Annotated in this window: 16 protein-coding genes; 5 read left to right on the top strand and 11 right to left on the bottom strand. The window is 75.7% G+C overall.

The annotated features are described in order from the left end of the window. Nucleotides 1–232: 232 nt before the first annotated feature. Both JN535_RS15695 and JN535_RS15690 read right to left on the bottom strand, forming a co-directional pair. Entirely contained in the window at nt 233–919 is a 687-nt protein-coding gene (locus JN535_RS15695) for a DUF4241 domain-containing protein (protein ID WP_205206519.1), read from the bottom strand. Between the two features lie 103 nt (nt 920–1,022). Continuing rightward, nucleotides 1,023–4,646, bottom strand: coding sequence for a S8 family peptidase (locus JN535_RS15690; protein ID WP_205206518.1), 3,624 nt, complete (start codon nt 4,644–4,646; stop codon nt 1,023–1,025). A 288-nt stretch (nt 4,647–4,934) separates the two neighbouring features. On the opposite strand from JN535_RS15690, the gene JN535_RS15685 reads away from it, so the two are divergent. Next, on the top strand, nt 4,935–5,651 hold the full coding sequence (locus JN535_RS15685) for a hypothetical protein (RefSeq protein ID WP_205206517.1): 717 nt from the start codon (nt 4,935–4,937) through the stop codon (nt 5,649–5,651). Nucleotides 5,652–5,655: 4 nt separating this feature from the next. Here JN535_RS15685 and JN535_RS20900 read toward each other — a convergent pair whose 3' ends face one another. From JN535_RS20900 to pnuC, 7 genes are all read right to left on the bottom strand, one after another. After that, nucleotides 5,656–7,194 (bottom strand): AMP-binding protein, encoded by a 1,539-nt coding sequence (locus tag JN535_RS20900; protein ID WP_240201284.1) that lies wholly within the window; start codon nt 7,192–7,194, stop codon nt 5,656–5,658. Between the two features lie 22 nt (nt 7,195–7,216). After that, on the bottom strand, nt 7,217–7,828 hold the full coding sequence (locus JN535_RS15675; protein WP_205206516.1) for a hypothetical protein: 612 nt from the start codon (nt 7,826–7,828) through the stop codon (nt 7,217–7,219). Further along, a complete protein-coding gene (locus tag JN535_RS15670) occupies nt 7,818–9,791 on the bottom strand; it encodes a hypothetical protein (RefSeq protein ID WP_205206515.1) in 1,974 nt (657 codons plus the stop codon). Before JN535_RS15670 ends, JN535_RS15675 begins: the two co-directional genes overlap by 11 nt. Next, nucleotides 9,779–11,029: a hypothetical protein gene (locus JN535_RS15665; protein WP_205206514.1), complete on the bottom strand. Its 1,251-nt coding sequence runs from the start codon at nt 11,027–11,029 to the stop codon at nt 9,779–9,781. The genes JN535_RS15670 and JN535_RS15665 overlap by 13 nt, the downstream gene beginning before the upstream one ends. Continuing rightward, a complete protein-coding gene (locus JN535_RS15660; RefSeq protein WP_307868803.1) occupies nt 11,005–12,612 on the bottom strand; it encodes an ATPase in 1,608 nt (535 codons plus the stop codon). The genes JN535_RS15665 and JN535_RS15660 overlap by 25 nt, the downstream gene beginning before the upstream one ends. Nucleotides 12,613–12,705: 93 nt before the next feature. Beyond that, nucleotides 12,706–13,833 (bottom strand): AAA family ATPase, encoded by a 1,128-nt coding sequence (locus JN535_RS15655; RefSeq protein WP_205206513.1) that lies wholly within the window; start codon nt 13,831–13,833, stop codon nt 12,706–12,708. Beyond that, on the bottom strand, nt 13,830–14,474 hold the full coding sequence (pnuC, locus tag JN535_RS15650) for a nicotinamide riboside transporter PnuC (protein ID WP_205206512.1): 645 nt from the start codon (nt 14,472–14,474) through the stop codon (nt 13,830–13,832). Before pnuC ends, JN535_RS15655 begins: the two co-directional genes overlap by 4 nt. 153 nt (nt 14,475–14,627) lie before the next feature. On the opposite strand from pnuC, the gene JN535_RS15645 reads away from it, so the two are divergent. Then, on the top strand, nt 14,628–15,071 hold the full coding sequence (locus tag JN535_RS15645; RefSeq protein ID WP_205206511.1) for an OsmC family peroxiredoxin: 444 nt from the start codon (nt 14,628–14,630) through the stop codon (nt 15,069–15,071). A 90-nt stretch (nt 15,072–15,161) separates the two neighbouring features. Here the strand turns inward: JN535_RS15645 and JN535_RS15640 are convergent, their stop codons facing one another. Both JN535_RS15640 and JN535_RS15635 read right to left on the bottom strand, forming a co-directional pair. Then, nucleotides 15,162–16,205 carry an NAD-dependent epimerase/dehydratase family protein gene (locus JN535_RS15640; RefSeq protein WP_205206510.1) on the bottom strand — a complete coding sequence of 348 codons (1,044 nt, stop codon included), beginning with the start codon at nt 16,203–16,205 and terminating at the stop codon, nt 15,162–15,164. A 63-nt stretch (nt 16,206–16,268) separates the two neighbouring features. Further along, nucleotides 16,269–16,979 (bottom strand): TetR/AcrR family transcriptional regulator, encoded by a 711-nt coding sequence (locus JN535_RS15635; RefSeq protein ID WP_205206509.1) that lies wholly within the window; start codon nt 16,977–16,979, stop codon nt 16,269–16,271. Between the two features lie 113 nt (nt 16,980–17,092). Between JN535_RS15635 and JN535_RS15630 the strand changes: the two genes are divergently transcribed. The 3 genes from JN535_RS15630 (at nt 17,093) to JN535_RS15620 (ending at nt 20,658) form a co-directional block, all read left to right on the top strand. Beyond that, a complete protein-coding gene (locus JN535_RS15630; protein ID WP_205206508.1) occupies nt 17,093–17,923 on the top strand; it encodes a hypothetical protein in 831 nt (276 codons plus the stop codon). After that, nucleotides 17,920–20,034 (top strand): YhgE/Pip domain-containing protein, encoded by a 2,115-nt coding sequence (locus tag JN535_RS15625; protein ID WP_205206507.1) that lies wholly within the window; start codon nt 17,920–17,922, stop codon nt 20,032–20,034. Before JN535_RS15630 ends, JN535_RS15625 begins: the two co-directional genes overlap by 4 nt. Before the next feature lie 168 nt (nt 20,035–20,202). Then, nucleotides 20,203–20,658: a DIP1984 family protein gene (locus JN535_RS15620; protein WP_205206506.1), complete on the top strand. Its 456-nt coding sequence runs from the start codon at nt 20,203–20,205 to the stop codon at nt 20,656–20,658. Nucleotides 20,659–20,833 lie beyond the last annotated feature (175 nt).

Genomic DNA, 20,833 nt, shown 5'->3' with positions numbered 1-20,833 from the left:
TGGCGCGGGTGGGACGTCGTGACCTCGCCTCGGCAGGCGACCCACCGTCGTCGGGCATGACCACGGTTCTACCTCACGAAACCACGGTCTTATCTCGCGTGACCACGGTTCTATCTCGCGTGACCACGGTTCTATCTCGCGTGACCACGGTTCTGTCTCGGGTGACCGGGGTTCTATCTCGCGTGACCGGGTTCTACCCCGGCGGAGGGGCGGGTGGGGGTCCGTGGCGCGCCTAGTCCTCGTCGTCCGGGAGGGCGACGAGGAGGTCGAGGTGCAGGCCGAGAACGGTGCCGTCGGCCGCGACGGTCCGCACGAGCGGGTAGAAGCCGTCGCCCCACCCCGAGTGGGCGAGCACGACGTTCTCGCCGTCCGGTGCGCCGGGGAGCTCGATGTTCGCGACACCCTCGAACAGGTGCTCGGCGGAGTCCATGAGCGAGAACCAGCTCGTGTCCGTGCCGTCGTCGAACACCTCCTCGTACCAGTCGCCCTCGGGCATGAGGCGTGCGACGGCGTCGGCGTCCGCGAACGCGACCGTCCCCGCGTCGACGGGCACGCCGTAGGCGGTGCCGGCCTCGGGCGGGACGTCGGCGCCCTCGGGGACGACGGGCTCGACGACGGCGACCTCGCCCTCGGCGAGCACGACGCTCAGGTACGCCTCGCGCAGGTGCGAGCCGTCCTGCTCGTCCGAGACGTCGGCGACCGTGACGCGCACGGGGTAGCGGCCGGGCTCGACGCGCACGACGAGACCGTCGCCGAGCCGCGCGAACGGGTCGGACGCCTCGAGCCGCCCGCTCGGGAGCACGAGGTCGCCCAGGTCGTGCACGGTCAGGTGGAGGTCCGGGCCGTCGGCGGCGCCGGTCCCCGCGGCGGGGCCGGGGCGCAGCGCGAAGAACGTGTCAGGGGTGGGGAAGTCGCTCACGCCGCGAGCGTATCCGCCGGCGCCCGTCGAGGCTGCACGACCCCGGACGCGGCGAGGGCCGCCACCCGGACGGGTGACGGCCCTCGCGCGGCACGGCGCGCGGCTACGAGCAGCTCAGCGCCTCGTAGTCGGCGTCGTAGGTCGTCGTGACCTCCTCGCCGTCGATCTCGGCGGTGAGGGTCGCGGTCACGGAGCCGGCGTCGAACGACGCGGAGCGCGACGAGAACGACTGGTACGCGTTCTTGCCGTCCTTGACGTTCGGGAACGTCTTCTCGCCGTACGGCGTGGTCACCACGACGTCGGCCGTCGCGCCCGACTCGTTGAGCACGCGGACCGCGACGTGGGCCTTGCCGCCGAGGCAGCGCGCCTGCGCCGTCACCGTCGCGTCGACGACGGCGGACGTCGTGACGTCCACGGTCTGCCAGCGCTTGGTCGTCGTCGCGTTGTGCAGGTGCAGCAGCAGGAGCTTGCCGCTGCCCGCCTCGACCGCGGCCTGCGAGCGGTGCACGGGGATCGACGTGTCGTCGGCCCCCACGTACAGGAGCTGGTCGCCGCCGTCGAACCAGTAGGCCGGGTCGTACGGGTCGCCCGTGAACGTCTCCGTCGCGTCGACGAGCTGGTCGGCCGCCTGGGAGTACGGCGAGTACGTGAGGACCTGGAAGGTCGGGACGTCGCCCTCCTCGATGCCGAGCGAGCCGATGCCCACGGGGATGACGACGACGTTGTTGTCGAACACCGACGTGTCGACGTCGCCCCACACCGAGTTGATCGGCTGGAGGTCGACGTTGTCGCCGGCCTCGTACTCGGTGCCGTCGGGAGCCGTCCAGTCCTTGAGGGTGAACGTCGCCGCGAGGGTCAGGTCGGTCTCGCTGTTGTACTTGATCGCCGCGACCTCGAAGTCGGCCGTGCCGTCGGAGTCGACGTCCACCTCGACCGCCGGGATCGAGACGGAGCCGAGGCTCGCCCACTCGCCGTCGACCGCGACACCGATGCCGATGACGCCGTCCGCGGGGTCGCCGCCGTCCGCGGCGACCTGTGGCGCGGTGGACGTGAAGCCGACCGCGCGGACGTCGGCCGCCGCGATGGCCGTCGCCGAGGCGCCGACCGCCGCGTCCGCCTCGAGACGCGGGCTCGTCGTCTTGAGCTCGAACGGTGCGACGAGCGAGAACCAGCCGCCCTGCGCGACCCCGCGGCCGTCGAGCTCGAGGTCCGCTGTGGTCGACGTGCCCGGGAAGGCGACGTCCTGGCCCTTCAGGTCGCTCACGAGCCTCGGCGAGGCCTGCACCGGGACGCGGAGCGCGGCGCCGCCGTCGGTCGGGGTGAGCACGACGCGACCGCTGACCGAGGACACGTAGTCGCGCGGGACGCCGAGGCCGGAGTCGTCCGACGACGTCGGGTCGAGCTCCTTGGCGAGCGTCGCCGGGTCCGCCGTCAGCGTCACGGTGACGACCGTGCGTTGCCCGGCCGGCACGGTGACGGACGCCGGGGCGACGGACACCGTCGCGCCGCCCGCGGTGCTCGACTGCGCGAAGCTCGTCGCGTACGTCTTCGGGGCGTCGCCCGTGTTCTGCACGGTCACGGTCTTGCGCACGGTGACCGTGTCCTTGCCGACCGGCACGACGCCGAACGCCACGGACACCTGGTCGGAGTCCTGCGACGCGTAGGCGAGCGTCGTGTTCGCGACGGCGTCGACGGCGTCGACGCGTCCGGAGCCCACGCGCTCGGGCCCGTAGGCGGTGCCGGTGCCCGACGGCCCGGTGAAGACGTCGTGCGTCGCGGTGTTCATGACCGAGGCCTTGACCTCGGCCGGGGCCCAGCCGGGGTGGGCCTCCTTGACGAGCGCCGCGATGCCCGCGACGTGCGGGGTGGCCATCGACGTACCGGACTTGATGCTCGCGCCGTCCAGGTGGCCGGACGCGACGGACGCGATCCCCGTGCCCGGCGCCGCGACGTCGGGCTTGGCGATGCCGAGAGAGCCGTGGACGCCGCGCGACGACCCGCTGTTGAGCGTGTCGCCGATCTCCGGGATCGAGACGAAGGACGACAGCGCGAACGACGGGCCGATCGTCATCGTCACCTCGCCGGCCTCGATCGCCGGGCGCAGCGCGTCGTGGCTCGGGCCCGTGAGCTGGGCGCCGGGGATGCCGGGGTTGCCCGCGATGCCCGCGACGAACGACGAGAGCTCGGAGGAGAGCAGCACGCCGACCGCACCGGCGGCCTCCGCGTTGTTGAACCGCGCGGCGCTGCCGCACGCGCGCGTCGCGTCGTTGTCGTCCCAGGAGAGGAACGCGATCTTGCCCGCGACGGCCGCCGCCTGCTCGGGCGTGAACGCCTCGCAGCCGTCGACGTCGCCCCCGAGGAACGCGACCGGCGCGGTGACGTCGGTTCCGCCCGCGTAGTCCTGGGAGTTCTGGGCGGGGTACTCGCCCGCGAGCGACTCCGGCGCGTCGACGCGCACCGCGTCGAACGTCTGGGTGTCGCCGACCGAGTTCGCGACCGTGAGAGCGGTCCGCGCGTTCCCGGGCGAGCCGCCGACGTCGGTCACGTCGCCCGCGTTGCCCGACGCGATGACGGACAGCGTGCCCAGGCGCGAGAGCTGGTCGATGAAGAGGTTCTCCGGGTCGTCCGCGGGCGAGCCGTCGGAGCCGAGGGAGAGGTTGACGATGTCGAGGCGGTCGGACAGGTCGCCGTCGCCGTTCGGGTCGGCCGCCCACTCGAGCGCGTCCACGACGACGCCCGTCGAGCCGCCGAGGTCGCCGAACACCTTGAGCGCGTACAGGCCCGCCTCGGGCGCGGACCCCGGGCCGACCTGCCAGTCGGAGATGTCCGTCAGCGTCGAGTAGTCCCCGTCGAACGTCTCGCCGTCCGCGGTGACGCCGTACGCCGCCGTCGTGCCGGCCACGTGCGAGCCGTGGCCCGAGCCGACCGAGTCGAGCGAGTCGATCGGGTTCTCGTCCGGCGTGGGCACGAGCGTCGTCCCGGGGACGGTGCCGCTCGCGTCGTAGTCGTACCCGGCGAAGTCGTACCCGCCGAGGAACTTCAGCTCGTCGTACGTGCCCTCGGGGACCGGGCCGGTGCCACGGTCGCCGTAGGCCTCGTCGAACGCCTCCTGCGTGCCGGGGCCGCCGAACGCCTTGTGCGTGTAGTCGATGCCCGTGTCGATGATGCCGATGCGCACGCCCTCGCCGGTGAGGCCGGTGCTCTGCCACGTCTCGAGCGCACGCGTGAACACGTCCGTGCCCTTGTTCGCGGGCTTCTTGGGGATGATCCGGTAGACCGTGCGGACCGAGGCGTCGCGCGCGAGGTCGCGCACGCGGTCGGCGTCGCCCGTGACGACGACTCCCGCGACGAGCGTGCTCGTCACCGACACCTGCTGCGGGTCGCGCGCGCCGGCGCTGCGGGCGGTCGCCTGCTGCGGGACGACGTCGTCCGCGAGCTGCGCGACCTCCTGCGCGTTGGCCTCGACCTCGTCCGGGGTCGCGCCCTGCGCGGCGAGGTCGACGGCTGACGGCGCGTCGAGCTCGACGAACGCGGTGACGGTGCCGGCCGCCTTCGCGAGGGACGGGGCGACCTTGTCGGTCGGGGCGAGGGACGCGCCCGACTGCACGCCGAGGGAGTCCCCGGGGTCGGGCGGCGGGTCCGCGACAGCAGGCGCGGCGGCCGCGGCGACGACGGCGAGGCTCGCGGCGGCAGCGGTCAGCGACACGGGTAGAGAACGGTGCTTCATCGACACTCATCTCCCCGGCAGGGCCGGTTCGGCGAAGGGTTCGTGGATGGGTCCTTCCCAGCGGTCTCGCCCGGGTGGGACGAAGGCCACCCGAGCACGGTAACCAACGAGTGCCGGGCCTGCCCAGCGGCGGGTGCCAGAACCGGCCCGGAGCCGGAGACAACAGGGGCGGCACGCTCTACGATGCGGGCGGGGTCACAGGACGTGGCCGTCCTGTGGGAGTCCCCTTCCCGCGGCAGGTCCACGGGGTGCGAACCCGGGGGCGTGGCCCACGCAGAAGGAGAAACCATGACCAGATCCTCGTTCCGCGTCCTGTCCGCCGCGCTCGTCGCCGGACTCGCCCTCAGCGCCGCCGCCGCGGCGCCCGCCCTCGCGTCGGAGCCGGACCTGCGGGTCGTGACCTGGGACCGCGGAGCCGACGCCGCCGACGACGCCCAGGTCTCGACCGGTGAGAGCTGCGCGGTCGAGGCGCAGCCGCTCCTGCCCGGCCAGGACCCTGACACGCTCCCGCCCGCGCCCGAGGTGTGCTTCGGCTCGCTCGAGGAGGCGCTCGAGTTCGTCTCGGGCGGCGACGTCGCCTCGTCGCGGCTCGCCGACGCGACGCCCGCGCAGGTCGAGGGCCTCGTCGCGGAGCTCAACGCGTCGGCATCGGTCGCGCCTCGCCTCGCCGGGACGGAGCGTGCGGCGGCCGCCGCGGCGAGCTCGCTCGTCCTGGGCGTGCTGTGGCGCGACGCCAACTACAAGGGCGCGTCCAAGGTGCTCTACGGGTCGGGCACCAACGGGTGCTACACCGGCTCGACCTACGGCTTCCCGAACCTCGCGAACCTGCTCATGAACAACGTCGTCACCTCCGCGACGACCTACGCGGGCTGCTGGGTGACCCTGTACGACTCGTACAACTACGCGGGTGCGAAGAAGAACTGCACGCCGCACTGCGCGACGCTGGGCACGTTCGACAACCGGGCGTCCTCGGTCGTCTACCGCCCCGTGGGCCAGCTCGGCTGAGCCGTCACGCGGCGCCGCCGGGCACGTCGCTCGACCAGCGGCGGGCCCGGCCGGCGCCGAGCCGGGCCGGGCTCACCTCCCGCACCGCGACGCGGCGCCCCAGCAGGTGCCCGACGGCGTCGCCCGCGGCCCGCGCGGCCCGCGCCCCGGCGTCTCCCGGGGCGTCGGGGACGACGTCGAGCGCGACGCTCCCGTCGGCGGACTGGTGGAGCTGCCACGCAGCCATGCCGTGGGCCTGGAGGTGCTGCGCGGCGTCGACGGACGGCACCCACGCGCCGTCGGGCCGGAGGTAGCGCACGGGGGACCGGCCCTCCAGGTCGTGCAGCTCGACCCGCTCCCCGCGCCGCACGATCCGCGCGCGGTCCCCGGTGCGGTAGCGCAGGAGAGGCAGGTACGGGTTCTCGTCGACCGTGACGACCACCTCGCCGAGGTCGCCGTCGGGGACCGGGGCGCCGTCGTCGTCGAGGACCTCGACCCAGACGCGCCGGCCCGCGACGACGACGAAAGGCCCGGCGTCGGTGCGGGCCGCGACCGCGCCGGTCTCGCGCAGCCCGTAGAGGTCCACGACGGGGACGTCCCACGTGGCGCGCAGTCGCGCGCGGGCGACGTCGGACAGGTGCGCGGCCCCGCTCACGAGCGCGACCGGGTGCAGGTCGAGCCCGTGCTCCTCGGCGAGGCGGGCGAGCGCGAGCAGCGGCAGCGGCGAGCTGGACACGACCTGCGGGTCCTGGGCCGCGAGGAACGCCTCCCGGTCGCCCGGCCGTCGCCACGCCCCGGGGTCGAGGTTCACGCGGGCCATGCTCGGCGCGGGGGTGCCCGGCGGCCGCCGGAACCCCGTCATGGCCGAGGCGTAGGTGAACGCGTTGCGCTGGTCCACGAGGTTCACGAGGCCGAGCCGTCCGGGGGCCGGCTCCCACGCGGCGCCCGACGAGGCAGCTGCTCCCGAGACGAGGTGCTGCAGGAGCACGAGGTCCGCCGCGACGGTGACGGGGTGCAGCGGCACGCGGACCGCGGCGCCCGTGCTGCCGGAGCTCGTGCCCTCGAGCACCCGGCCGAGCGGCACGTCCACCGGGACGAACGACGCCACGTCGTGCCGCAGGTCGTCACGCGTGACGGGCCGGACCGCGGTGAGCGGCGACCCGGCCCCGCTCTCCCCGCGGTCGCGCGCCCGCCGGTACCGCGGCACGACGGCGTGCGCCCGGTCGATGAGGGCACCCACCCACGCGGGCGGTGCGAGCGGCGACCCGTCCGCGGTGGCGGGCGGCGCTCCCCGGTCCTCGGCGCGGGTGCCGGCACGGGCGTCGGGGTGGCCGGCGGCGAGGCGCGCCGCGACCTCGTCGAGCACGGGCAGGTCGTCGGGGCGCAGCCGGTCGCCGGTGACGTGGACCCAGGCGGGGGCGGCGGGGTGGCCCCGCACGGCGTCGAGCGCGGCCCGGCCGGCGGCGTCGAGCGTGGGCCAGCGCTCGGCGTCGGTGAGCGCGACCGCCGAGCCGGGAGCGTACTCGTCGAGCGTGAGGTCGGGAGCGTCGTCGGGTGTCGTCATGGAGTCCTCGTCAGGAGTTTCGCTAGTAATTCGCGTACTGCGCGGCGGCCTCCTTGGCCCGCTTCTCCGCGAGCTCGCGCGCGAGCTGCTCGGCCCGCCGCGCCTCCTGCGCCATCTCGCGCGCGATCCGGCGCTGCTCCGCCGTGCTCACGGCGGCCCACCGGTCCTGGGCCACCTCGGGGCTCTCGCCCGCGGGCCGCAGCCCGAGCTCGCGCAGCACCGCGCGGGCCAGCTCCTCGCGCGCCGCCGGCGCGTGCAGCCAGTCGTCCGGCGTCCGCAGCGCCGCGAGGGCGGGCACGGTCTGCTCGACGACCCGGACGAGCGCGCCCGGCGTCGCGGCGGCCCGGAACGCGGGCCCGGCGAGCAGGTTCTCGTCGCGCAGGAGCCAGCAGACCGTCCCGGCGAGCGCCGCGTACGGGGCATGGGTGCACAGCGCCTCGACGGCGGTGCGCGGCGAACCGCGCAGCACGCCGATCGCGCCGTCGCCGGCGAGGAGGTCCGCGGTGTCGCCGACGAGCGCGGCGGCCACGACCACGGGGTGGTCCAGCACGTCCGGGGGCGTGTCGGCCAGGCGGTGCACGACGTCGGCGAGCGCGGGGCCCTCGACCGTGGGGCGGGTGAGGTCATCGGCCACGACGGGCCCCTTCCGGTCGGGTGCCCGCTGTCCGTGCACCGGCCGGGGCGCCGGTCGAGGCGCCCCACAGCTCGCGCGCGAACGCGCGGGCGAACGCGACGAGGTCGTCCTGGGTCTGCACGGCGTGGACCCGGTAGCCCACCGCGTACTCCCGCACCGTCTCGGCGCCCTCGGCCGAGACGTCCAGGACGAGCGTGCCCCCGCCCCCGGCGGCCGCGACGGCGCGCGCCGCGGTGCCCTCGTGGGGCGCGACCAGCTCGGTGTCGGGGCGAGCGCCCCACCGGATCCGGACCACGTCGTCGAACATCGACACGACGCCGTCGTCGGAGATGACGGCGACGTGGCACGGGCGCGTGCGGGTCGGCGCGGCTCCTGTCACCGGGTCGCCGAGGTGCGTGCGCTCCAGGAGCGGCACCGGGAAGGACGTCGACCCGCCGAAGTGCGCGACCACCGCGTCGAGCACGCGGTCCTCGTCGCGAACGAACCCGTCCGTCCCGGCGACCTGCCGCGGCCCGCTCCACGTCGTCGCCTGCACGCGCGCCCCGGCGCGCAGGGCCGAGAGCGCGAGCACGGCACCGGCGAGCGCGATCGGCGCGACCCGCCGCGTCGGGTCCGGCATGGAGCCGGACGAGTCGAGGTAGAGGTCGAGGTCGACGGGCACGCGGTCGGGCTCGTCGCCCGTGTCCTCGTCCACCGACCGGCGCACCGTCGTGAACCCCGGCACGACGACGGGCGAGCGCAGCAACGTCCCCGTCCAGTCCACCTCGCTCAGCTCGTCGCCCACGTCCCACTGCTCGTGCGCGCCGAGCAGCGGCTCGGTGGCGCGCACGTGCTCGCGCACGGGGAACGGGACGAGCAGGGGCGCGGCGTGCTCGCGGTACCAGCGCCGGGCCGACGCCGCGGCGTCCGTCGTGAGCCCGAGCAGCCGGAGCGTCGCGTCGTAGTCCGCCGGCGCCAGAGCCTGGCCGGTCGCGTCGTGCGCGCCCTCGCCGCCCGTCGCGGGGGCGTGCTGCGTGGTGTCCGGTCGCGCCGAGGGGTCGTCGTCGGCGCCCAGCCCGAGGTCCCCGACGACGCGCGGGTCGAGCGCGGGGTGGCGCACGGGCTCGACGGCGCGCGGGTCGGTCGCGAGGCCGCCCGGGACCGCCCCGGCCACCTCGTCCTGGCCGCAGACCACGTGGGGCAGCGTGGACCGCCGACGCTGGAGGTGGCGCCGGCGGGTCTCGCGGTCCCCGTGCTCCGGTCGTGCGCGGCGGCGGGCGTCCTTCGCGGTCGCGAGCGACCCCGCCTCCGCCGCGAGCAGCGTGCGCAGCAGCGCGGCGAACCCCGCGGCGCCGCCGACAGGGTCGTCGGCGTAGGCGCGCACGAGCCGCGCCACGAGCGTCGCCTCGCGCTCGGCCACCGGGGTGTCCGATGCGGTGAGGTCGCCGCGCGGCAGGCCCCACAGGATCTCGTCCGCGCGCAGCACGGTCTGCATGACCGTGCTCGTCCCCGGACCCAGCGCGCGCCACAGGCCGGCGAGGTCGATCCCGGCACGGCGCTGGAGGCGGTCGTTGATGAGCAGGTCGCTCCACAGGTTGGCGGTGAGCGGCGCGAGGTGGTCCTGGTCGACGAGCCCGGCGCGCGTGCGCGCGACGAGGAGCGCGCTCGTCGTGAGGTCGCCGGGGGAGAGCACGTGGTGCCCCACCTCGTGCGCGAGGACCGCGACCGCGTGGTCCTCGATGCCCAGCTCCACGACCTCGGCGAGGTCCACGTGCACGCTCACGCGCGTCGTCGAGAACCACGCGAACGACCCGACCCCCTCCGGGGCCGTGCCGGGGCCGTGCAACGTCGGGGCGCTCAGTCGCGTGAACCGGCCCCAGGCCGCGAGCGCCTCGGGCCAGGCGGCGTGCCACCGCTCGCGCAGCGCCCCGAGGTCGGGCGGCGCGCCGGGGCGGTCGGGCGCCGCCGCGGTCACCGGGGCCACCGCACGAGGAGGACGTCGTACGAGCCGGTCCGGCTCAGCAGCGCGAGCCGGCCCGACGGCGTCTCGACCACCGCGGCGCCGCTGACGTCCGTCAGGACGCCCTCGGGGGCCGGATCGGCCGCGCGCCGGTCGGCGGAACCGTGGTCCGCCCCGTGGAGGTCCTGGTCGGCGGCGTCGGGCCCCGGCGGGGTGACCGCGCCCGTGGCGTGGTCGCCGGCACCGGGTGCGCGCGCGACGAACGCGCCGTGGACGTCGGCGACGAGCGTCCACTCGACCGTCTCGTCCCCGGCCGCGGTGTCCGTGCCGGTGTCCGCGGCGCGTTCGTCGCCGGTCGAGAGCAGCACCCAGCGCAGGCCCGGGTGGCGCGCGTCGGCACCGACGACGAGCGCGGGCGACCGCCACGGGCCGCCGAACCCGCGGAAGCCGCCGAACCGCCCCAGGACCTGGGCGGGCCCGGGAGCACCCGGGAGGCGGACCCACCTCGTGCCGGCGGGCTCCCCGGTCGGCGCTGCGGCGGGCCACCACCACGGGTCTGCGGCGTGGCGGTCGAGCACGGCACGCAGGTCGGCGGAGTCGGTCCGCGCGTCCGCGTCGGTCGTCGGGAGCGAGAGCGCCGCCCGAGCGACCGGCGCCGGGAGCGAGCGCGCGGCGTCGAGCGCCGCGTCCCGGTAGCGCACGAGCCCGCTGCGCCACGCGGCGACGAGCACCGCGCCCCGGACGACGCCGACCTCGGGCGCGCCGTGCTCCGCGGCGGGCGAGGCCTCGGCCGCCGCCACGACGCGCGCCGCCCAGCCGGCGACGTCCCCCCGCGACCCCGGCCCGCCGCCGACGGCACGCGCGCCGTCGACGACGGCCGCGACCGTGACGGCGGGCGCCGCCGCGAGCCACGGCCCCAGGCGTGGCACCAGGTCGAGGACGGCGCTCCGCTCCGGTCCGCCGACGCGCCAACGCCGCGCCGCCACGAGCCGCGCGACCGCGTCGACGAGCGCGTCGCACGTCGCCGCGAAGGCGTCCGGCCCGAGCCGGAGGGCGAGCGGGTCCGCCGCCACGGCCGCCTCGCGCACCGCGTCGGCGAGCGTGTCCCGGTCCGCGCCGAGCGCGAGGGCGCGGGCCAGCGCCGCGTCGTAGCGCTCGCGCGCGGCGAGCGCGCGGGACGAGAACGCGGCCGGCGCGACGTCGCGCGGACCCGGGGCGCGACCGGTGGCGACCTCGGTCACGAGCCGCTCCAGCGCAGCCACGCGAGGTAGTTCGTGTACCGCTGGTGGGCGTACTTGAGCGCGAGCGCGTCCTCGTACACGTGGCCGTGGAGCTTGGCGTGCTTCTCCCACGACGCGAGGACCTGCTCGATCCGGGCGAGCCGGCGCAGCACGTCCGCCTCCGGCAGACCCTCGAGACCGGCGGCGACCTCCGCGAGGATCTCGCCGACGTCGTCCCGGTCGTCCAGGCCGGCGGCGTCGTACTGGCGGCACGCCGTGTCGAACAGGTCGCGGATCCACGAGACCCGGTCCGAGCGCAGCGGCTCCCGCTCGCGGTCGTCGAACGGGGCCGACTGCAGGTCGGGGAGCAGCTTGTCGTGGAGGACGAAGGGGAGCACCGCGCGCAGGTCCGCGAGGTCCACCTCGGCGTTCCCGCGGAAGTACGCCATGGCCTTCGCGTACGCGACGAGCGACTGCAGCGCGCGCACCGACAGGCCGTTGAGCGTCTGCGCGCCCACGTCGCCCAGACGGTCGCGGCCCGTGTCCGCCGTCGCCACGAGGTGCGGGTCGACGCCCGCGACGCGCGCCGTGTCCTTGGTCCGGTACTCGAACTGCCAGCCGGCTCGCTCGAGCACCTCGAGCTGGCTCGCGAAGAACTCCAGACGACGGCGCACCGGGTCCGGGAACGGGACGGCGAGGATCGCGGCGTGCAGCGCGTCGTGCTCGGCGGCGTCGAACACGATCTCCGGCGGCACGTTCTCCTCCGGCCGTACGCGCCGCTCCGCGCGCGCGACGAGGTCGCCCAGGAAGCGGTTGTTGAACGGCAGCGCGTGCACGACGACGTCGATGCGGTCCCGCAGCGCGTCGACCACCTGGTACGTCCCACCCCCCGCGTCGTCGTTCGCCGTCAGGTACCAGGCGGCGTCGCCCGTCTCGTAGACCTGGTCGTAGACCTCGACGTACCCGTCCGCGAGCACGGTGAGCAGCGCCGACTGCGTACGGGTGGGGATGCGGTTGTACTCGTCGACGATCTTCACGCGCATGCCCAGCCACGACCGCCACGCGACGTCCACGTCCGCGAGGCTGTCCGCCTGCACGAGGTCCTTGGGCAGCGGCGTGCCGAACAGGTCCGACACCGTCAGCTGCGGGTGCCCGTGCTGCATCGCGCGGCGCACGTCGCGCACCGGGTAGCCCGCGAGGACGCCCATGAGCACGGCGCTCGCGGTCTTCCCGCGGCCCGGCCCGCCGATCATGAGGCACCGCCCGCGCACGGCGAAGGTCAGGAGCGGCAGCAGCACGAAGCTCGAGTACGACTGGTCGCTCGGCAGGGTGAGCAGCGCCTTCGAGTCGCCGAGGCGGAAGCTCGTCTCCCGCGCGCCGGGCGCCGCGAACTCGACGTCGTAGTGCGGGCTGATGATCGCGTGGTTGACGACCCAGAAGTACGCCTGGCGCAGCTTCTCGTCGAGCGGCAGTCCGGCCCGGGCCGTGCCGTCGTCCGGGCCCGCCTCCGCGACGGGCGTGCCGAACAGGTCGTCGACGCCCAGGGCGAACGGGTCGCGCACCTCCGCCCGCCCCGCGGGCTGCGGCCGGGTCGGGGCCGAGGACACGTGCTCGAGATCGGTCACGGGCCGATCCTGCCACCGTCGTGCGCGGGACGCGGGGACGTCCGTGGCCGGGACCTCCTCGGGCTCCGCCCTCGCGCGCCGGGACGTGCGGGGTCAGAACGCGTCGGTCCCGGCCTGGGGGAGCGGGTCGGCGACGTGGCGCGGGGTCGCGAGCAGCGGTCCGACGGCGGCCAGGGCCTGGGCGAGGCGGCTCGCCCGGTCGCCGCGCACCTCGAACCACGGGACGCCGGGGCGCCGACCGTCCGGCGTCGGCAGCTCGGCGGGGCCGAGGTGGTGCACGACGTCGCGCGGGTCCGCCAGGCGCGGACCGGTCGCGGCGAGGACCTCGCGGAAGCGGTCCTGCATCGCGTGGCGCACGTGCTCGCCGTCGCGCAGGCCGTCCTGGACGAACGGGATCTCGTCGCCGGTGAGGACGTAGAGGTCGGGGCGCCGGGAGGCGGCGAGCGCCTCGACGGTGGGGGAGCGGTGGCCCACGTAGCGCTCGTGCCACAGCGTCGTGGCGAGCACGTCGGTGTCGCACACGAGGAGCGGGACGGGCGACGTCGCGGCGGCGGCGTCCTCGCGGCGGGCCTGCTCGCGCGCCACGAGGTCGAACTCGGCGGTGTGCCAGGGCGCGGCGAGGCCGCCGGGCCGGACCTCGGACCACTCGCGCCCGAACTCGAGCACCGGGTCCAGCCCGAGGTGGGCGGCGAGATCGGTCGCGAGCGTCGTCGAGCCCGTGGACTCGGCGCCGAGCACGACGACGCGCCGCACGTACCAGGACCGGACCGGCGCGGGCAGCGCCCACCAGTGCGCTGCCGGGTCGGCGCGGACGGCCGAGCCGGACACGGGCAGGTGGCGCCGGTCGGGGTCCACCTGGACCCACGTCGCGTCGAACCGCCGCGCGAGCTCGACGCCGTACCGGTCGGACGTGAGCACCGCGTCGACGGGCGGGTCGTCCGGGTCGAGGAGCGAGCGCATGACCTTGACGTGCTCGTCCCACGCGTGCGGGTCGGCGTAGTCGACGGGCGCGTCGTCGAGACCGTGGACGACGCGCGCGCCGGGGACCTCGGCGCGCAGCCACTCGGCGCGCAGGGCGGCGGGGATCGACTCGCTCGTGGAGGCGAGCACCTGGACGGTGACGCGCTCGCAGCGCGCGAGCGCGGTGCGGACGAGGTGCAGGTGGCCGGCGTGCGGCGGGTAGAACTTGCCGATGACGAGGCCGTGGGCGAGCCGGGTCACCGGGCCGGCTCCGCGTCGTCGGGCACGGGGGCGGGGGCCGGCCCGACGGCTCCCGGCTCGGCGGTGCCCGTGGCCGGCCCGGCGCCGTCGGGCCCGGCCGCCGACCACTCGCGCAGGCCCTGCACGCACAGCGCGACGAACCCGACGTAGAGCGCGGCGGTGAGCCACAGGCCCTGGCTCGCGTAGAGCCCGACGAGCACGACGTCCGTCGCGATCCAGACCCACCAGTTGCCGATCCACTTGCGCCCGAGCATGGTCTGCGCGAGCAGGCTCGACGACGTGGTCAGGGCGTCCCAGAACGGCACCGCGGAGTCGGTCCAGGTGGTGAGGACGGCGACGAGCGCCGCCGTGGTCGCCGCGGCGGCGACCAGCCCGACCACCCACGCCGCGCGCGGCGTGCCGTGCACGACGAGCCTTCCACGGTCGGTGCCGCCCCGCAGCCACCAGTACCAGCCGAGCGCGCCGAGCACGAGGTACACGACCTGGAGCCCGGCGTTCGCGTACAGGCCCGCGCCGGTGAACAGCACGAGGAACACGACGTTGTTGGCCAGCCCCACGGGGAACGTCCACACGTTCTGCCGCACCGCGAGCCACACGCACGCGGCGCCCGTGACGAACCCCAGGATCTCCTCGACGCTCACGGGCGCTCACTCTACGGGCGTGCCCGCGGAGCGCCGGCGGCCGCGACGGCACTGTGACGTGCGCCGCGCTCGGGGGCAGACGGGCCGTCGGGGCGTTACGGTCGGGACGAGCCCGGTCCCTCCCGGGCACCCCGACGTCGAAGGAGATCTCGCATGCCCACGCGTATCGCTCGTACCGCCTGGAACGGTGGACTGCAGGACGGTCAGGGCCAGGTCGAGCTGACGAGCTCGAAGGTCGGCACGTACGACGTCTCGTTCCCGCGGCGTGCCGCGGACGACGCGGGCGGTGTCACGAGCCCCGAGGAGCTCATCGCCGCCGCGCACTCGTCCTGCTACGCCATGCAGTTCTCGGCGGTGCTCGCCGAGGCCGGCGCGACGCCCGTCTCGCTCGAGGTGACCGCCGAGGTCACGCTCGCGCCGGACCCGGCCGGCGGCTTCCAGATCCCGACGATCGCGCTCACCGTCCGGGGCGAGGTCGAGGGCATCGACGAGGCCGGGTTCCAGCAGGCGGCCGAGACGGCCAAGGCGACGTGCCCCGTGTCGAAGGCGCTCGCGAGCGTCCCGACGATCACGCTCGACGCCGCGCTGGAGCGCTGACGCGCGCTCCCACCGCGCTGAGCACGACCTGAGGGTCGTTATCCGTCGGATAGCGACCCTCATGTCGTGCTCGGCGACGCCCGGGGTGGGTCAGCGGGGGAGGAGAGGGGGCGTCGACGTGCCCGCGCCGTCGCGGATCCCGTCGACGAGCTCGGCGAGCGTGTCCTTCGCGCCGTGGGCCGGGTGCCACCGCAGGAGCTCCCCGGCCAGGCTCGTGTCCAGCACGGGCACGCGCATCATCATGTCGAGCCAGCCCTCGCCCACCGGCACCAGGCGGGCCCGCCACGCGGCCGCGACGGCCGTCCGGGCCGTCCCGTAGGGGACGGTCCGCAGCGAGCCGTCCGCGACGACGTCCGCCACGTCCTGCGGCGTGAGCACCGTGGGGTGCGCGACGTTGAACGGCCCCGGGTGCCGACCGACCACGATGCGCGCGTACGCCTCGGCGACGTCCTCGGCGTGCACGACCTGGAGCCGCAGGCCCTCGGGGAGCGGGACGGTGGGCAGGGGCGCCCGGCGGAGCACGCGGGTGCCGAACGGGCCCAGGAAGTACCGCGCGATCTCGGAGGCGGCGTCGCGCTGGAACACCAGGGCCGAGCGGACGCGCGAGATGACGATCCCGCTGTGGCGGTCGACCTCGTCGAGGAGCGACTCCACGGCCGCCTTGTCCTCGGAGTACGACGAGCCGGGCACGCCCTCGACGGGCCAGCCCTCGTTGACCGGGGTGTCGCGCGCGTCGCCCGCGTACGGGGCGGGCGAGTAGGCGCCGACCGACGACGCGGCGACGAGGTGCGCGACCCCGGCGCGCTGCGCGGCCTCGACCACCCGTCGCGTGCCCTCGACGTTGACGCGGCGCAGGCGCTTGCGGTCGTGGCTCGGCTGGATCGCCCACGCGAGGTGCACGACGACGTCCGCCCCGGCGAACGCGGCGTCGAGCCGCTCGTCCGCGTCGGCCGCGGCGGCGTCCGCGTACCGCCACGTCGCCGCGTCGTGCGGGGCGCGCACGGTGCTCGAGCCGTCGGCTCGCGGCACGCGTCGCGCGACCGCCACGAGGGACGTCACGACGGGTTCGGCCGCGAGCCGGCGCAGCACCGCCGTGCCGACGTTCCCGCTCGCCCCGACGACCACCACGCGCATGCGCTGCCTCCCGACCTCGTCCGCGCCGCCCTGTGTACGTGTGCGGCGGCCGCTCTCCCGACGCTAGCCCGCCGCGCCCGAGTTCGCCCGGGCGATGGCGAGGACGGCGCCGCGCGCGGGCTCGGGGAGCTCGGGCACGAGGACGACGGTGCTCGCGAGGACGAGCCGTTCGATCTCCGCACGCGACAGGTCGCTGCCGCCGAGCCACGCGGCGGTGACGTTCTCGACGAGCGCGACCCAGCCCGCGGCGACGAGCCGCAGGCGCGGCGAGGCCAGGGGCGAGCCGGCCGTCGTCGCGGAGACCGTCGAGGTGAGGCGGGCGACGAGGCCCTCGCGGACGCGCGCGAGCGCCTCCTGCGTCGCGTCGTCCCCGCCGAGCGCGCCGCGCCAGAGGTCCTGCCAGACGAGGCGCCGGGCCTCGACCGCGTCGAGGAACGACGCGACCGCGAGCGCCGGGCGCTCCACGAGGGGACGATCGTCCGGTGCGACGGTCGCCGCCTCGAGCCCCGCCACGGCCTCGAGCGCGACGGCCCGCCGCAGCCCGGCGGTGGACCCGAAGTAGTGGAAGACGAGCGCCTTGGACGCCCCGGCCCGCGCGGCGACGGCCGCGGGCGTGAGCGAGTCCAGGCCCTGCTCGTCGGCCTGCCGCGCGGCGGCGTCGAGCAGCTCGCGACGGCGGTCGGCGGGTTCGCGGCGACGCCGCGAGCCGTGCGACGGGGCTGCCGCGTCGGCCGGGGACGGGGGATCGCCGGAGGGGGCGGGCGTGCGGGGCATGGCATCCGTTGTACGCGGTTGTTGACCACGAGTCAACAAGAGGCGTAGCGTTGTTGACCGTGAGTCAACGGCGTCCTCGGGAGGCCGGGGACCCACGAGAGGGAAGAGCCGGGATGCAGATCACGCTGACGGACGTCCGCGTCGACGGGCGGCGCGAGCCGATGCTCGAGCCGATCGACCTCGCCTGGTCCACGGGCGAGTGCGTGCTCGTCGCGGGCGAGCCCGGGCACGGGCACACCGCCCTCGCGCTCGTCGCCACGGGACGGTTCGACCCGTCCGCGGGCGACGTCCGGCTCCTGCCCGCGAGCACGCCGTCGCGCCGCGCCGGGCGCACGTCCCGCGGCGCCGCCGCGACCCTGCGCGACGTGACCGCCGTCGTCGACGTGCCCGGCATCAGCGAGCCCGACGACGCGCTCACCGTGTCCGACGTCGTCGCCGAGGGCCTCGCGCTCGCCGGGCGACGGTCGCTGCCCTCCGACGTGACGCGCTGGCTCGCCGACCACTCGCTCGCCGCCGACCGCGCGCGGCGCCTCGACCAGGTCCCCGGTGTCGTGCGCACCGCCCTGCTCGCGGCGCTCGCGGCCGAGGACCCCGACGTCCGCTTCCTCGTGCTCACGCTCCCCGACCGCCACGGCGGCGAGCCGTCGGGCTGGTGGGAGGTCGCGCAGTCGCTCGCCGGCGCGGGCTACGGCGTCCTGGTGCAGTGCACGCGCGCGTCGGCCCGCGACCTCGGCGTCGACCTCCCGCCCGCACGCGGCTCGTCGATCCACGAGCCACCCGTCGTCGCGCTGCGTACCCGCCCCACCCCGCTCGCCGAACCCGGGGTTGCGGCCACCCCTCCCGCCGAACCCGGCGACATCCCCGGGTTCGGCACCGATCCTGACGACGACCCCGGGGTCGACGCCGCCGCCGACCGTCAGGACGACACCGAGGAGGGACGATGACCGCGATCCGCCTCGGGCTGTCCGAGCTGCGCCGCCTCGCCGCGGGCACGCTGCCGCGTCTCGCCATCCTGGCGATGGCGCTCATCCCCACGCTCTACGCCGGGCTGTACCTGTTCGCGAACCACGACCCGTACGACAAGCTCGACCAGATCCCCGCCGCGCTCGTGGTGCTCGACGAGGGCACCACGACCACGGACGCCTCTGCCCAAGGGGGGACAGGCACGACGACGGCGCGTCACTTCGGTCGTGACGTCGCCGACCAGCTCCTCGACGACGGCGGGTTCGGCTGGGTGGAGACGAGCCAGGTCGACGCCGAGTACGGCGTGCGGTCCGGGCGGTACGACGCCGCGCTCGTCATCGGGCCGACGTTCTCCGCCGACCTTGCGTCCGCGGGCGAGTTCGAGCCCCAGCAGGCGAGCCTCACGCTCATCACCAACGACGCGAACAACTACCTCGCGCGCACGATCGCGGACCAGATCGTCGGGAAGGTGCGCGACTCGATCGCCGAGCAGGTGGGCACCGAGGCCGCCGACACGTTCCTGCGCGGCTTCGCGTCCATCCACACCAACCTCGCGGATGCCGTGGACGGCGCGGACCAGCTCCTCGACGGGTCGACGCAGGTCCGCGACGGCCTCGTCACCGCGGACGACGGCGCGCACACCCTCGCCGACGGCGCGGGGCAGGCCGCCGACGGCGCCGAGCGTCTCGACGCGAGCACCGGGACGCTCGCGGACGCCGTCGGGCGGCTCGACGACGGCGCCGAGTCCCTGGCCTCCGGGCTCGGGACGCTCCGCGGTGCGACGTCGTCGCTGCCCGACCAGACCCAGCAGCTCGCCGACGGTGCCGCGCAGGTCGCGGACGGGAACGCGCAGGTCGCGCAGTACGGGCAGCAGGCGGCCGCGGCCGCGGGCGAGGTGCTCCCGACGCTCGACACGATCCGCGGTGACGTCGACGCCCGGCTCGACCAGCTCGTCGCCGACGGCGTCATCGACCGGGCGACCGCGGACCAGGTGCGGGCGCAGGTCGGGCCCGTGCTCGACCAGCAGCGCGAGCAGGTCCAGGGCGCGGTCGACCAGGTCACCGCCGCGTCCGGGAAGCTGGACCAGCTCGCCGACGGGTCGCGCCAGGTGTCCGACGGCGCGGCCCGGCTCGCGGCCGCCACGCCGCAGCTGACCTCCGGCATCGCGAGCGCCGCCGACGGCGCGGACCGCCTCGCCGACGGCACCGGACAGCTCGCCGCCGCGACCCCGCAGCTCGTGGACGGCGTCTCGCAGCTCGCCGACGGCACGCGCCAGGTGTCCGACGGCGCGACCTCGCTCGCGGACGGCACGTCGCAGCTGCGCGACGGCTCGGGCGAGCTCGTCGACGGCGTGACGCAGCTCCGCGACGGGCTCGCGGAAGGACTGGGCCAGGTGCCGGACCTCGACGAGCAGACCCGGCAGGACACCGCCGAGACCATCGGCAACCCGGTGTCCGTGCAGAACGAGGCGCTGTCGTCCGCGGGGACCTATGGCGGCGGGCTCGCGCCGTTCTTCCTGTCGCTCGCGACGTGGATCGGCGCCTACGTGCTCTTCCTGCTCGTGCGCCCGCTGTCGTCGCGCGCCCTCGCCGCCGGGCGGTCCGGCCTGGCCACCGCCCTGGGCGGCTGGCTCACCCCGGCCGCGATCGGCGTCGTGCAGGTCGCGGCGATGTTCACCGTGACGAAGTTCGCGCTCGACATCGACCCGGTCCACGGCGTCGGGACCGCGCTGTTCCTCGTGCTGGTCTCCGCGACGTTCGTCGCGATCCTCCAGGCGCTCAACGTCTGGCTCGGCGCGGCCGGCCAGTTCCTCGGGCTCGTGCTCATGCTCGTCCAGCTCGTCACCGCGGGCGGGACGTTCCCGTGGCAGACGATCCCCGAGCCGCTGCGCTCCCTGCACCGGTTCCTGCCCATGACGTACGCGGTCGAGGGCCTGCGCCAGCTCCTCTACGGCGGCAACTCGGCGACCGTGACGCGCGACGTCACGGTGCTCGTCGTCGTGCTGGCCGCCGCCCTCGCCCTGACGACCCTCGCGGCCCGCAAGCAGCGCGTCTGGACGATCAAGAAGCTCCAGCCGGAGCTCGTCCTGTGAGACCAGGGTTCTACCTCGCGAGATAGAACCCTGGTCCCGCGAGATAGAACCGTGGTCGCGCGAGGTAGAACCGTGGTCTCGCGAGGTAGAACCGTGGTTCCACCGACGCCGGGGCGTCGCCACGCCCAGCCCGACGGCGGCGCGTAGGGTCGGCGCGGAGGTGGGAGCATGACGAAGCTCGCGGAGGCGTTGGCGCTGCGCGCGGACCTGCAGCGGCGACTCGCGCAGGTGGCGTCGCGCGCGGTCGCGAACGCGCGGCACCAGGAGGGCGAGGAGCCCGCGGAGGACCCGGTGGCGCTGCTTGCCGAGCACGACCGCATCGCGGCCGAGCTGGAGCAGCTGATCGCCCGCATCAACGAGGTGAACCTCACGACGGAGGTCGCACCGGGACTCACGATGACGCAGGCTCTCGCGCGCCGCGACGTGCTGCGGCTGCGGCACCGTGTCCGGGGAGACCTGGCCGACGCCGGCACCGCCACGCAGGACCGTTTCACCCGGACGGAGCTGCGGTTCGTCTCGGCGGTCGACGTCGCGGGGCTGCGTCGCGAGGCCGACGACGTCGCGCGCCGGCTGCGCGAGCTGGACACGGCGATCCAGCAGGCCAACTGGACGACGGAGGTCTGAGCACGACGGGAGTCGGTAGCCCCCGCGAGAGCGAGCACGACCCGGCCCGGGCAGGGCACTCCAGGTGACCGGAGGGCAGGTCCGCACAGGGTTTCCCTGGCACGGCGCAGCCCAGCACGGCGCACGACCGCACCGCGCACCCGGCATCGCGCACCACCGTGTGCTGGCTCGCAGG

The organism is Cellulosimicrobium cellulans (genome assembly GCF_016921195.1).
Classification (GTDB): domain Bacteria; phylum Actinomycetota; class Actinomycetes; order Actinomycetales; family Cellulomonadaceae; genus Cellulosimicrobium; species Cellulosimicrobium cellulans_F.
The sequence above is the reverse complement of the archived record's forward strand: the minus strand, read 5'-3'. Positions and strand labels throughout refer to the sequence as shown.